The sequence below is a fragment of the Mesorhizobium sp. WSM4935 genome, from assembly GCF_029625735.1.
Taxonomy (GTDB): domain Bacteria; phylum Pseudomonadota; class Alphaproteobacteria; order Rhizobiales; family Rhizobiaceae; genus Mesorhizobium.
The window spans coordinates 638,615-651,588 of record NZ_JARTVR010000001.1 but is presented as its reverse complement, the minus strand read 5'-3'; the positions used below and the strand labels follow the sequence as shown (position 1 = coordinate 651,588).

General features: G+C 65.5%; 9 protein-coding genes. 2 read left to right on the top strand and 7 right to left on the bottom strand.

Annotation, left to right across the window (positions count from 1 at the left end; all coding sequences use genetic code 11):
• Nucleotides 1-4: 4 nt before the first annotated feature.
• From P9273_RS02975 to P9273_RS02950, 6 genes are all read right to left on the bottom strand, one after another.
• Complete coding sequence (locus tag P9273_RS02975) at nucleotides 5-2,014, bottom strand: CocE/NonD family hydrolase (protein ID WP_278047540.1); 2,010 nt, start codon at nucleotides 2,012-2,014, stop codon at nucleotides 5-7.
• Between the two features lie 264 nt (nucleotides 2,015-2,278).
• The gene (locus P9273_RS02970; RefSeq protein WP_336619355.1) at nucleotides 2,279-2,911 is read right to left on the bottom strand and encodes a TetR/AcrR family transcriptional regulator; all 633 of its coding nucleotides are present in this window, start codon (nucleotides 2,909-2,911) and stop codon (nucleotides 2,279-2,281) included.
• Between the two features lie 82 nt (nucleotides 2,912-2,993).
• The gene (locus P9273_RS02965; protein ID WP_278047539.1) at nucleotides 2,994-3,518 is read right to left on the bottom strand and encodes a hypothetical protein; all 525 of its coding nucleotides are present in this window, start codon (nucleotides 3,516-3,518) and stop codon (nucleotides 2,994-2,996) included.
• Nucleotides 3,511-6,390, bottom strand: coding sequence for a sarcosine oxidase subunit alpha family protein (locus tag P9273_RS02960; protein ID WP_278047538.1), 2,880 nt, complete (start codon nucleotides 6,388-6,390; stop codon nucleotides 3,511-3,513). The genes P9273_RS02965 and P9273_RS02960 overlap by 8 nt, the downstream gene beginning before the upstream one ends.
• Nucleotides 6,387-6,656: a sarcosine oxidase subunit delta gene (locus P9273_RS02955; RefSeq protein ID WP_278047537.1), complete on the bottom strand. Its 270-nt coding sequence runs from the start codon at nucleotides 6,654-6,656 to the stop codon at nucleotides 6,387-6,389. Before P9273_RS02955 ends, P9273_RS02960 begins: the two co-directional genes overlap by 4 nt.
• Before the next feature lie 13 nt (nucleotides 6,657-6,669).
• Nucleotides 6,670-7,923: a sarcosine oxidase subunit beta family protein gene (locus P9273_RS02950; protein WP_278047536.1), complete on the bottom strand. Its 1,254-nt coding sequence runs from the start codon at nucleotides 7,921-7,923 to the stop codon at nucleotides 6,670-6,672.
• Nucleotides 7,924-8,345: 422 nt separating this feature from the next.
• Here P9273_RS02950 and P9273_RS02945 point away from each other — a divergent pair, with 422 nt between their 5' ends.
• Both P9273_RS02945 and P9273_RS02940 read left to right on the top strand, forming a co-directional pair.
• On the top strand, nucleotides 8,346-9,116 hold the full coding sequence (locus P9273_RS02945) for a 2-keto-4-pentenoate hydratase (protein ID WP_278047535.1): 771 nt from the start codon (nucleotides 8,346-8,348) through the stop codon (nucleotides 9,114-9,116).
• 25 nt (nucleotides 9,117-9,141) lie between these two features.
• Nucleotides 9,142-9,876, top strand: coding sequence for an SDR family oxidoreductase (locus P9273_RS02940; RefSeq protein WP_278047534.1), 735 nt, complete (start codon nucleotides 9,142-9,144; stop codon nucleotides 9,874-9,876).
• 25 nt (nucleotides 9,877-9,901) lie between these two features.
• On the opposite strand, the gene tssH is transcribed toward P9273_RS02940, so the two are convergent.
• The gene (gene tssH, locus P9273_RS02935; protein ID WP_278047533.1) at nucleotides 9,902-12,733 is read right to left on the bottom strand and encodes a type VI secretion system ATPase TssH; all 2,832 of its coding nucleotides are present in this window, start codon (nucleotides 12,731-12,733) and stop codon (nucleotides 9,902-9,904) included.
• Between the last annotated feature and the right edge of the window lie 241 nt (nucleotides 12,734-12,974).

Sequence of the window (12,974 nt, the reverse complement as noted above, 5' to 3'; positions counted from 1 at the left end):
TCCCTCAGGCGAAATCGCGCCTGATGCGCCGTGTCGCCGAGGCGCTGTGGACGAGCTTGCCCCGTTCTCGGGCTTCAAGACGCCAACTCAGGTTGAAATGCGTTTCATCAGCCGTGAGCTCGGTCACCGCGCGCGCTTCGGTGTCGGCGTCGGCGCTGGCAATCGCCCATCGATACTCGGTGACGAGCTTTGCCGAGAGCGGATCGCCGCTGCTGATGCTCATCGTGTCGCTGTTGGCGGAAGACACGGTGATGGCGCGATCGTCGTAGCGCCTGCTTCCATGGTCCGAGGTCAAGGCGATGATCTGCAGGCCTGAGCCGACATCGTCGGTGACGATGCGACGGTCGAAGCCTTCGTCCAGCGTCGTGGTCGGGACCGGCGGCGCGGTTTCGGCCGGCTCGAAGCGGACGTCGCGGTCATGCGGCGACGGGGGTCGCACCGGAAGAACGAGCTTGCTGTCGCCGCTCGCGACCGACAGCAGCGAAAGTTTCGGTTGCGGCCACAGGATCGGCCAATGCTGGTTGGCCAGCGCCAGCCGGACGCGGTGCCCCTTGGGTATGGTGCGGGCGAAATCGTTGAGCTTGAGCCTGACGCGGAACGGCGTTCCGATCGGACAGGGCGTCGGATGCTCGTGGCTGTCGCGATGGCTGAGGTTGAGCACGCCATAGGTCATCAGCGCCGAAGTGCCGTCGGGATAGACGTCGCAAAGACGGGCGGCAAGGTTGACATGCGGCTGATCGACGCTGACGAGCAGATCGAGCTCGGGCGCACCGAGCAGCGTCAGATCATCGTTGAGCGGCAAAGTGTCGAAGCATAGCGCCAGGCCGTCCTCGCGGCGCTGGTCGATGGGCATGTCGGGGCATGAACCGCCATAGCCGCCCCAACGGCCGCAGTCGCGGCCGGCGATGGCGGGAGAGCATACCGACAGCGTGGCGCCCGGTGCGGGTTGGCCGCCCAGTCCGCCGGCGTTCAGATGCAAGACGCGGCGCTCGATGCGCGGCGACGGCCATTGGTCCTCGGCCGCCCAACTGCCGGCATGATCCGGGAGGTAGAAAGGCTGCGGCCGCTCCTCGCCGGTGATCCAGACCCGGTAGAGCGGCTCGTCCATGATGCCCGTGTCTTCGCCGCAAAGCCAATGACGCCACCAGCGCAGCGCCTCCTGCAGATAGCCGATCAGCGGACCCGGCGCGCCGCGACACGGATAGGCATGCGACCACGGTCCGACGATGCCGAGCTTCGGCCCCGGCAGGTGTTCCAGAAGGCGCGGCACGAAGTTCGAATAGCTGTCCTCCCAGCCGCAGACGGCCATGACGGCGCATTCGATCGCGGCATGATCCTCGCAGACCGAACCCTGCCGCCAATAGTCGTCGCGACGCTGGTGGGCGAGCCAGATTTCCGACAGCGAGCGTGTCGCTTCCAGACGGCTCATCCACATGGCGCGCCAGGCATCGCCGACAATCTGCGGGTCGGGCGCCATCGCCTTCTTCACCAGCATGAAGTTCGACCACATTTCCTGCTCGGTCAGCAACGCGCCGCCCATATAGTGGATGTCGTCGGCATAGCGATCGTCGGTGGCGCAATTGGCGATGATGGCCTTCAGCGCCGGCGGGCGGCGCGCCGCGACCTGCAGCGCGTTGAAGCCACCCCAGGAAATGCCGGTCATGCCGACATTGCCGTTGCACCAGGATTGCGCCGCCAGATGGGCGATGATCTCACAGGCGTCCTCCTGCTCGCGGGGCAGATATTCGTCGGCCAGGTCGCCGTCGGAATCACCGGAGCCGCGGATGTCGATGCGGGCGCAGGCGATGCCGTGGCCGGCAAGCCAGGGGTGGATGTCGATGTCGCGGGCAACGGTGCCGTCGCGGCGCCGGTAAGGCACCATTTCGACCACCACGGGCACCTTGGTGTCGATGCGCGGGCGCCACACCGTGGCGGCGATTCGCGTGCCGTCAGCCAGCGCGATCCAATATGGATCGATGGTTTCGACGGCAAAGGGAAACTCGGTCCGTAGCACGGTGGGCGCTCGTCAAATGCCTTGTTGAACGTTCGTACAACAAGAGCATTCCGGATGCAATCCCGTTTGAGGCATTTCCGATCCAGAGCGCAGGGAAACCGCATTCAGCCATCCGGACCCACACGGAATCCGCGTTCAGGCAACAGCTGTCCGACGTCTGCAATGAGGCGCCAAGCTGCCATTTGCGTCGGACCTGAGTGCTCGTCATAGTGGGCGCGGAGGCCATGCGATCTGAATTGAAGCGATCGCGAATGGCGGGGCCGGTCAGCCGGGGCTTTTCAGCAGCATCTTTTCGGCGAAAGCCTCGACCTCGCCTGCGCGCGGTTTCTTGCCGGTATGCGTGAGCAGGTAGGCCGGCGTCAGGAAAAGACGATTGCTGACCGGCTCGACGATCTCGAGCGAATAATAGCCGATCTGCGTGAAATAGAGCACGCGCGCCCGCACGAACGCTTCCGTATCCGCATAACCATGCCGCGAGAACATCGCCCGGATGGCGTCGACCCGCGCATCGTCTTCCTCGTTGACGATCCGATGCACTTTTGCCGACTGGCGCGACCAGGCGCGCACGGCGAAATCCAGCCGCGGATTGAACAGCGCTTCATCCAGCCAGCACTCGAAGACGTTGAGCACGGCCTGTGTGATCGACACGGCCGGTCTGCCGGCCTGTTCGACGACGAAACGGGTGTTGTTGTTGCGCCAGTAGTCCAGCAACTGGTCGAGCAGGTCCTGGCGGCTTTTGAAGTACCAGTAGAAACTGGACCGGGAGACGTTCAGCTTCTGCCCGAGCGCAAGCACGCGCACCGCCTCCACGCCCTCGGAGATCAACGTCTCCAGCGCGAGCTTCATCCAGTCCTCGCGCGTCACCTTGGTGTTGCCGATCAGACCGGGCCGCCGCACGACTTCATCAGCATTGGAATCGGAGAACATAGCGGGCCGGCCAAGTTTTGAACGCCGGCTAGATAGACCTGAAACCACCCCGCTACAATACTTGCACCTGTTCGAGCCACTCCCAGAGATAGGGGGCAAGGCCCCGGTCGACATGGAGACGCGCCCGATCGGGGTTGCCGAACCGGTAGAAGAGAGCGCCGACGCCGGCAAAAAGGATCGAAGCCGAGCGGCTTGCCGCTCCCGGATCGAGCGCCGTGCCCCTGGCGATCAGGCGCTCCAGGTCCGACCCCTCGATCTCGAACACATGCAGTGCCGCATCCATGGCCGTGACCGCGAAACCGGCCGGGTGCCAGCCGGCGGCAATGGGAAACGGCTGTTCCCCGACCGCAAGAAGGCGGTCGCGCGCGATCCGCACCATATATTTGTCGCCGCTGGCGATCGCGCCGGCGCCGACGCCTTCGCCGGCAAGCCTTGACGCCTTCGACCAGGCAACGAGGTCGCCGCTGACCAGCAACTGGTTCAGCCCGCCAAGCGTCCGCACGCTGACGCCGCCTTTGTTGAGCGTGGACGTGGCCCAGTCGGGCGCCGCCGGCCATTTTTCGGCAAGATTACGCATGGAGCCGCCTCCCTTCCGGGTCGAAGGCGCAAGGCGCGACGATCTTCGCCTGCCGCACGACGCCGAGATGCTGAACGTCGATGGTTTCGCCGTGCCGCGCGGCGCCCCGTTCGATGAGCGCGAGCGCAACCGGGCGTCCCAGGGTCGGGCTCTGGTAGCTGGAGGTGACGAAACCGATGCGTCTGAGGCGGCCGTCTCGTTTCTCCACGCCATGCGCGCCGGTCGCCAGCGGCGCCTCGCCTTCGCGCAGCGCAAGGCCGACGAGCTGATTGCGGTCCTTGCTGTTTCCAGCTTCCGTGAAAAGCGAGCGCCGGCCGACGAACTCGCTGGCGCGTTTGGTCCGTGGTCCGGCGACGCCCAGATCGTGCGGCATGGTGGTGCCGTCGGTGTCCTTGCCGATGACGATGTAGCCCTTCTCGGCGCGCAGGATCATCAGCGATTCAAGTCCCAGCAGCACGGCGTCGAAGGCGCGGCCCTCCTGCTGCATCCTTGCCCAGAGCGCCTCCGCCCGATCGGCGCGGATGGAGATTTCGTAGCTGCGATCGCCGGTGAAGGAAACCCTGGCGATGCGCACCTCGTCGCCGGCAAAGCGGCCGGCGGCGACCGCCATATGCGGCAGGCTGGCATCGTCCAGCGCTGCACCCAGATCGAGCGCTTCGACGACCTGGCGCGCATTCGGGCCCGAAACGGTCAAAGTGGCGTATTGCGCGGTGGCGTTGTGGATATAGACCGCATCGCGGTCAAAGCGGTCCTGCCGCCATTCTTCGAGGCGCGCGTGGACCGCGGCGACATGCGACGACGAGCAGGAGACGATGAAGCGATGCTCGTCCAGGCGGACCAGGACGCCATCATCGAAGACGACGCCATTTTCCGACAGCATGAAGCCGTAGCGGCAATGGCCCGGCTTCAGGGTCGACATGGTGTTGTAATAGATGAAATCGACAAACTCGGCGGCGCGCGGGCCGATCACCTCGATCTTGCCGAGCGTCGAGCCGTCGAAAAGCGCGACCGACTGCCGGGCGCGCCGTGCCTCGTCCTGGATCGAGGCGCCGGCTTCGCCGCCGCCATAATAGGCGGGCCTCAGCCAACCGCCATATTCCTGGAACACCCCGCCGGCGGCGCGATGGCTTGCCTCCAGCGGCAGGCGGCGGACCGGGGCGTGCATGCTGCCCCGGCGCGCCCCTGCAAGGCTGGCGAAGGGAACAGGCGTGAAGGGCGGCCGGTAGGTCGTGGTGCCGACTTCCGCGATGCCGCGTCCGGTGATGTCCGCCAGCAGCGCCAGACCGTTGAGGTTCGAGGTCTTGCCCTGGTCGGTCGCCATGCCGAGCGTGGTGTAGCGCTTCAGGTGCTCGACCGAGACGAAGTTCTCCCGCGCCGCGAGCTCGACGTCCTTGGCGGTGACGTCGCTCTGGTAGTCGATCCAGACGCGACCCTTGGCCTTGGGCTTTGGCCACAGGCTGACGACGCCCAATGTTGCTTCCGCTCCAGTGCCGCGAGGCGCCGGCGACAACGATCCGAAGTCGCCGGCGGCCGCGGCGCCGCTGGCCAAAGCGTCAGAAAGCGAGACCGTGCCGGCCACGGCGCCGGCGACGCCGATCCCATCAATGGCTTCGCCGGGAATGAAGGCCGCAAGCTCGTCGCTCCAGGCGAGCTTGCCTTTCGCCTGCGAGAACAGGTGCACGGTGGGTGTCCAGCCGCCGGAGACGAGAACGCAATCGACGCCAAGCGTCGTGCCATCGTCCAGCAGGACACCCTGGACGGCGTTGCGCCCGCGCGCCGCGACAACCGTCCGGCCGGCCAGAATACGAATGCCGGCTTTCGCTTGCGCACCGCCGTCGCGCCGGCAATCGACTACCGTCACCAAAGCGCCGGCCGCGGCCAACGCCAAGGCCGGCTCATAGGCGCTGTCGTTGTTGGTCACGACGACGATTTCCCGGCCGACAAGGACGCCATGACGGCGCAGGTAGCTGAGCGCGGCATCGGCGGACAGGATTCCGGGCAGGTCGTTGTTGGCGAACGGCACGGGCCGTTCGATCGCGCCCGTCGCCAGCACGATGCGACCGGGCCGCACGCGCCAAAGCGTGTCCGGCCGGCCGTCGGAGTGGCGTTGGTTGAGCGCGACCAGATTGTGGTCGTAAAGGCCGAAAGCGGTCGTCTCGCTCAGCACGAGCTGTCCGCCGCTCTTCAGCCTGGCAACCGTCGCCTCGACCCACGCCTTGCCCTCGACGCCATCGACTTCGCCGGCGCGATGGCGCAGCGACCCGCCGGGATGCATCCTGTCGTCGGCCACGACGACCGAGTGCCCGGCCGCCGCCGCGCTGGCCGCCGCGGCAAGGCCGGCGGGGCCGGCGCCGACCACCAGGACGTCGCAATGATGGTTGACCTGGTCCGAGACCTGGCGCGGCTGCCAGTCGCTGTCGACGACGCCAAGTCCGGCCATGGCGCGGATGCGCGGCTCGAACAGGTGCCAGTCCGGCCACATGAAGGTCTTGTAGTAGAAGGCGGCCGGCAGGAAGCGCGCGAAGCGGTCCAGAACCGCGTTGCGGTCGTTCTCGGCCGTCGGCGAAGCGTTGACGCTCCTGACCTTGATGCCGTCTGCGGCCTGCACGGTCGTGGCGCGCGCATTCGGCACCCGGCCGACCGCGCTCTCGACATCGACCAACGCGTTGGGTTCCTCGACACCGGAGCCCCACACGCCGCGCGGCCTATGGTATTTGAAGCTGCGGCCGACCACGGCCTGGCCGCTCGCGAGCAAGGCGGAGGCGATCGTGTCGCCCGCAAAACCTTCCACGCGCCTGCCGTCGAAGGTGAAGCTCAGCGGACGGCTGCGGTCGATGTCGCTGCCGCCGGTGGCGAGACGGGAAGCGCTCATCGTCCGTGCTCCGCTTCGCCGAGCAAGGAAGAGCTCGACACCTTGTGATCGACGCTGTCGCGGCTCATCGCGAAGAACTCACCGCAGGTCAGATGAACCCAGATCTCCCGGGTCGGTCCCTTCGGATTGTCGCGCATGTGGAGATAACCGGCCCAGCGCTCGGCGGTCACCTCGCTGCCGTCGGGCCTAAGATTGCCGGCCTCGCCGCCATAGTGAAATTCGCTTTCTTCGCGCGGCCCGCAGAACGGGCAGGGAAAGAGCTGCATCTTTTCTATACCTTCAATGGGCGATGCCGGAGCCGGCGGCTTCGTCGATCAGCCGGCCGCGGGCGAAGCGGTCGAGATCGAAGGGCCGGCTGATGTCGTGATGGCTGCCGGTGGCAAGCAGATGGGCAAGCAGGGTGCCGCCTGCGGGGATCGCCTTGAAGCCGCCCGTGCCCCAGCCGCAATTGAGGAAAAGGCCGGGCAGCGGCGATTCGCCGATGATGGGCGAGGAATCCGGGACGACGTCGACGATGCCGGCCCATTGCCGCATCATCTTCAACTGGCCGAAGATCGGAAACATTTCGAGCATACCGGCGATCACGCCTTCCAGCACCGGCAGGTTGCCGCGCTGGCCGTAGGACGGGATGCGGTCGAGCGCGCCGCCGATCACCAGTTCGCCCTTGTCCGACTGGCTGACATAGACGCCCGTATCCGGCGAGATCACCACCGTGTCTATGATCGGCTTGACCGGTTCGGACACGCAGGCCTGCAGCGCGTAGGAATTGACCGGCAACCGGAATCCCGCTTTGGCCGCCAGCACCGACGAATGGCCGGCGACCGCCATGCCCGTACGCTCGGCCCGGATTGCGCCGCGCGAGGTGACGACGCCGCGGCAGCGCCCATTCTCGATAATGAAGTCGGTAATCTCGCAGTTCTGGATGATGTCGACGCCGAGACGGCTCGCCGCGCGTGCGTAGCCCCAGGCGACGGCGTCGTGGCGGGCGGTGCCGCCGCTCGGCTGCCAGGTGCCGCCATAGACCGGGAAGCGGGCATCCGGGCTGAAATTGTAGATCGGCACGACGCGGCGCACGTCCTCGACCGAGAACAATTCGCAATCGATGCCGTTGACCTGGATGGCGTTGACCGACCGGGCGGCGGTCTCCATTCCGGCTTCGCTGTGCGCAAGGGTCAGAATGCCGCGCGCCGAAAACATCACATTATAGTTCAGGTCCGTCGATAGCGTCTTGTAGAGGCTGTGGGCCAGCCCGTAGATCGCAGCGCTTTCAGGATAGAAATAGTTCGAACGCACCACCGTCGTGTTGCGGCCGGTATTGCCGCCGCCGATCCAGCCCTTTTCCAGGAGCGCGACGTTGGTGATGCCGTGATTTTTGGCGAGATAATAGGCGGTGGCGAGGCCGTGCCCGCCGCCGCCGATGATAATCGCGTCATAGCGCGGTTTTGGATCGGGAGAGCGCCAGGCCTTTTCCCAACCGGTCTGGCCGGCGATGCCTTCCTTGAAGAGCGAAAGCGCCGAATACTGTCTCGTCATGCGCCCAAACCGCCGTCACAGGCCGGAGATATCGCCCCACCGCAAGGGCTTGGCCGCCGTGTCTCCAGCTCGAATATGCGCATCGATTGCCCCTTAGGATACCTGCTTTGCCATTGGCGCCGAACATCCAAAAGCAGCGCTAAGCGCGTATCTAGCGCGAATGTACACCTGTGTCCATTCAAAGCGTAACACGTTGCGTGCCGCGTTTCACAGATTTTGGGCCACTTGGTCCAACGAGACCGATAAGAGTCGGCACGCTGATACGGCGAAGTCGTCGAACCTAATCGCTCACACTTTTCTTGGAATTGGTCTAGATCGGGAAATCTTTATGAAGGCATCGCGCTTTTAGGCGGTCGGCGGCTGATGACGAACTGGTTCGGCAATAGGCGAGCGAACCGTCGGAGGGAGTGGAGAGATCTGACATGGCATTCGACATCGTTGAGGCCGCGCAGGCGCTGGTGCGCGGCCATCGAGACAACACGCGGTTCGCGACGATCCAGGGATTGTCGGACCTAGCCTCCGCCTACAAAGTGCAGGATGCCTATGTCGGGTCGATCATCGGCGACGATCAAATAGCCGGTTACAAGATCGGCCTGACCTCGCACAGCATGCAGAGCATGTGCGGAATCGACCATCCTGTAGCCGGTTCCATTTTCGGGCGGCGGGTTATGCACAGCGGAGCAAAGCTCTCGTTGAGAGACTACGGTCATCTCGGCCTGGAATTCGAGATCTGCGCCCGGCTCGGCCGCGATCTCGCGCCGCGCGCCGCATCCTATACGCGCGAGGAGGTCGCCGTCGCGGTCGACGGCGTCTGCGCGGCGGTCGAGGTCGTGGACGATCGCCATGCCGATTATTCGGTGCTGGACGTGCGATCGCTGGTCGCCGACAATTCGTGGAATGCCGGCGTGGTGCTGGGCAAATTCGTCGCCCCGCCGGCCGCGCTCGAGAAGGTCGAGGCAATCGTCTACGAGGACGGCGTCGAGATCGGCAGAGGGATCGGCGCCGATGCGCTCGGTCACCCGTATGAGCCGCTGGCCTGGCTGGCCGACCATCTCAGCGCTTCCGGCAGGGGTATGAAGGCCGGCGACATCGTCATGACGGGCAGCATCGTGCGCACGCGCTTCCCCGACAAAGCGTTTTCCTATCGGTTCGACATTGCCGGTCTTGGCAGCGTCGAGGTCAGCGGCGCCTGAGGCGCGGCATTATCGGAGAGAACGGATGGATCTTGGATTGAAAGGCAGGAAGGCACTCGTGCTGGGCGCGTCGAAGGGACTCGGCCGCGCCGTGGCCAAGGAGTTGCTGGACGAGGGCGCGCGCGTGGCGATCTGCGCCCGAACCGCCGCGACATTGGAACAGACCGCCCGCGAGATCGGCGCGACGGCACTCGTCTGCGACCTGGCGAAGCCGGGCGCGGCGACGCAACTGGTTGAGAGAGCCAAGGCGACGCTGGGCGCGCCGGACATCGTGGTGGTCAACACCGGCGGCCCGCCCACCGCGCCCTTCGACGAGCTCACCATCGAGCAATGGCGCGCCGCCTTCGACAACCTGTTCATGAGCGCGGTGGAGATCGTGCGGGCGGTGCTGCCTTCGATGCGCGAGAAGAAATGGGGCCGCGTGCTGTTCGTAACCTCCATCGCCGCGAAGGAGCCGATCAACCGCTTCGCCCTTTCCAACTCGCTGCGCGCCGGCATCCACGGGCTGGTCAACACGCTGAGCAAGGAAGAAGGAGCCAACGGCATCACCTTCAACGCGCTGATGCCGGGCTATACGCTGACCGAGAGGCTGGCGGATGCGAAGCTCGATCTCGAAAAAGTGAGCCAGGCCATACCGGCCAGGCGCATCGGCCGTCCCGAAGAGTTCGCGGCGCTGGCAGCCTTCCTCGCCTCCGACCGCGCCTCCTACATCACCGGCCAGGCCGTTGCCTGCGACGGCGGCGCGCTCTGGTCCATCTGAGGACGGCTTCCCTCACCGTGGAGGCCTATTCGAACGAGTAGGTAAATCCTTCCGCCGAGGCGCCCACGGTGACTTTTGCCATCTTCTTGCCCTCGAGCGAGCGGTTGAGCACACCGCGGCTCAGCTCCGGCAGCAACGTGTTGGTCAAGATGGCGTCGATCATGCGGCCGCCGGATTCGATCTCGGTGCAGCGCGCCTTGACCAGGTCCATCACGCCGTCGCCGATCACCAGCTCGGCGTCATTGGTGGCCTTGAGGCGGCGCGCGATCTTGCCGAACTGGTGACGGGCAATCGCCTCGATCATGGAATCCGACAACGGATAGTAGGGTATCGTGACGACGCGGCCGAGGAAGGCGGCCGGGAAGACCTTCAGCAACGGGGCGCGCAACGCGGCGTCGAGGTCATCGATGCCGGTCCGCACCGTGCCGTTCTTCGTGCGATCCATGATGACGTCCGAACCGACATTCGAGGTGAGCAGGATCAGCGTGTTCTTGAAGTCGATGCGGCGGCCTTCGCTGTCGTCCATCATACCCTTGTCGAAGACCTGGAAGAATATTTCGTGCACGTCGGGATGCGCTTTCTCGACCTCGTCGAGCAGGATGACCGAATAGGGCTTCCTGCGGACGGCCTCAGTCAGGATGCCGCCCTTGCCGTAGCCGACATAGCCGGGCGGCGCGCCCTTCAGCGTCGAGACGGTGTGCGCTTCCTGGAACTCCGACATGTTGATCGAGATCAGGTTCTGCTCGCCGCCGTAAAGCGTCTCGGCCAGCGCCAGCGCGGTCTCGGTCTTGCCGACGCCGGAGGGGCCGCAAAGCAGGAAGACGCCGACCGGCTTTTCCGGCGCGCCGAGGCCGGCGCGGCTGGTCTGCACGCGCCTGGCGATCATCTCCATCGCATGGTCCTGGCCGACCACGCGCTCGGACAGGGTCACGGCGAGCTTGAGCGCCTTTTCGGTCTGGCTGGAGAGCATGCGTCCGGTCGGAATGCCGGTCCAATCCTGCACCACGGCGGCGACCGCATTGCGGTCGACCGACGGCAGGATGAGCGGTGTCTCGCCTTGCGCGGTGGCAAGCTCGGCCATCAGCTCGCGCAACCGCGCGAGGTCGGCAGCGGCTTCATCCGCCGGCTCGGCTGAAGTTGTTTCGGCCTTCGCACCCTTGGCCCCATTACCTTTTGAGGCCTTGGCTTTCTTGGTCTCGTCAGCCTTGCTCTCGCCAATCTTGCTTTCGGAAGCCTTTTGCTCGGGCGCCTTTTCCGCGCTCTCCGCATTCGCCGTCTCCGCAGTGGCCTCTTCGTCCGCTGCCTCGTCGAGCGGTACGCCCTCGCCACGCAATTTTGCGCGCAGCTCAAGTATCTCAGTGACCAGCGCCTTTTCCCGGTCCCAGCGCGCCTGGGCGGCGGCCAAGGTCGTCTCGGTTTCCGCCAGCCCGGCATCGACACGGGCCTGCCGGTCGGCGACGTCGATACCGATCGCCGCCTCGCGGCCAATGATGCCGCTCTCGACCTCCAGCGCCTGGCGGCGGCGCAGGATGTCCTCGACTTCGGCCGGCGTCGCATGCTGCGAGACCGCGACGCGGGCGCAGGCGGTGTCGAGCAGGCTGACGGCTTTGTCCGGCAGTTGCCTGGCGGGGATATAGCGATGCGAAAGCGAGACCGCCGCCTCGATCGCCTCGTCCAGGATCTGCACCTTGTGGTGCTGCTCCAAGACGCCCGCGACGCCGCGCAGCATCAGCACGGCCACCGCTTCCGATGGTTCCTCGATCTTGACCACCTGGAAGCGGCGGGTGAGCGCCGGGTCCTTCTCGATATGCTGCTTGTACTCGGCCCAGGTCGTGGCCGCGATGGTGCGCAGCTCGCCGCGCGCCAATGCCGGTTTCAAGAGATTGGCGGCATCGCCGGTGCCGGCCGCGCCGCCGGCGCCGATCAGCGTATGCGCCTCGTCGATGAACAGGATGATCGGCACCTCGGAGGCCTGGACCTCGTCGATGACTGCCTTAAGCCGCTTCTCGAACTCGCCCTTGACGCTGGCGCCGGCCTGCATCAGCCCAACATCGAGCATGCGCACGCTGACATTCTGCAGCGTCGGCGGCACGTCGCCCTGCGTGATGCGCAGCGCAAATCCTTCGACGACCGCCGTCTTGCCGACGCCGGCCTCGCCGGTCAGGATCGGGTTGTTTTGGCGGCGTCGCATCAGGATATCGACGATCTGCCTTATTTCCGGATCGCGGCCGACGACCGGATCGATCTTGCCGTCGCGGGCGCGCTGGGTGAGATCTGTGGCGTATTTGGCTAAAGCCGAATCCCCGCCCGGACCGCGCTTCATCGGCGTCTCAGTGGCGGGCTCGACGGGAGGTGAGCCGGCTTCGAGCGAGCCTTCGGTGACATCGGCGAAGCGGGAAATCACTCCATCCGCGTCGACCTTGTCGAACTCGGCGCTGATCTTGGAGACCAAGCCCTCCAGCGCCGGTGTTTTCAGGCAGGCAAGCAGGATATGGGCACTGCGCACCTCCTCGACGCCGAACTCCAGCGTCGCCAGGTTCCAGCCCTCCTGGATGGCGTGAAAGATGTGATCGGAGAATTCCTCTACCGAGGTGGCGCCGTAGGGCAGCTTGTCGATGGCACGGGTCATGTCGGCCGTCAGCCGGCTGGCATCGATGCCGGCGTCGGCCAGGATCATCTGCACGTCCGAGCGCTCGGACAGCACCAGCTGCTGGATGAAATGGGCGAGCTCGACATAGGGATTGCCGCGCAGCTTGGCGGTGTCGGCCGCGGCCTTGAAGGCGCGCACGCCCGTGGCGTTGAGCTTGGCGACCAGTTCCTTACGCTTGAAGCTCTGCGATGACCGGCGCTGTTCCATCGAACCTGCTCCTGCAATCTGCCGACCGTACCCTGCCATATAAGCGGCTGCTTGACAAAGCCGTGTGACGGATAGGGCGTTTGATCCATCCGGGCGGCACCGCCCAGTTACACAAGCCTTGCAAACTCGTGGCCAACAAACACGATTGCTGTCCGGGCTATGCGAGCCATTTCACATACCGGGTCCGACAATCGCGCAATGGGTTTCGCCGAAGAGAACGGTCGCGTTTAGCTTCCGTTAG

Bases quoted from the DNA above. Each gene is read 5' to 3' on its own strand.
- P9273_RS02960 (WP_278047538.1), bottom strand. From the start codon at position 6,390: ATGAGCGCTTCCCGTCTCGCCACCGGCGGCAGCGACATCGACCGCAGC.
- P9273_RS02950 (WP_278047536.1), bottom strand. From the start codon at position 7,923: ATGACGAGACAGTATTCGGCGCTTTCGCTCTTCAAGGAAGGCATCGCC.
- P9273_RS02965 (WP_278047539.1), bottom strand. From the start codon at position 3,518: ATGCGTAATCTTGCCGAAAAATGGCCGGCGGCGCCCGACTGGGCCACG.
- P9273_RS02940 (WP_278047534.1), top strand. From the start codon at position 9,142: ATGGATCTTGGATTGAAAGGCAGGAAGGCACTCGTGCTGGGCGCGTCG.
- tssH (WP_278047533.1), bottom strand. From the start codon at position 12,733: ATGGAACAGCGCCGGTCATCGCAGAGCTTCAAGCGTAAGGAACTGGTC.
- P9273_RS02945 (WP_278047535.1), top strand. From the start codon at position 8,346: ATGGCATTCGACATCGTTGAGGCCGCGCAGGCGCTGGTGCGCGGCCAT.
- P9273_RS02955 (WP_278047537.1), bottom strand. From the start codon at position 6,656: ATGCAGCTCTTTCCCTGCCCGTTCTGCGGGCCGCGCGAAGAAAGCGAA.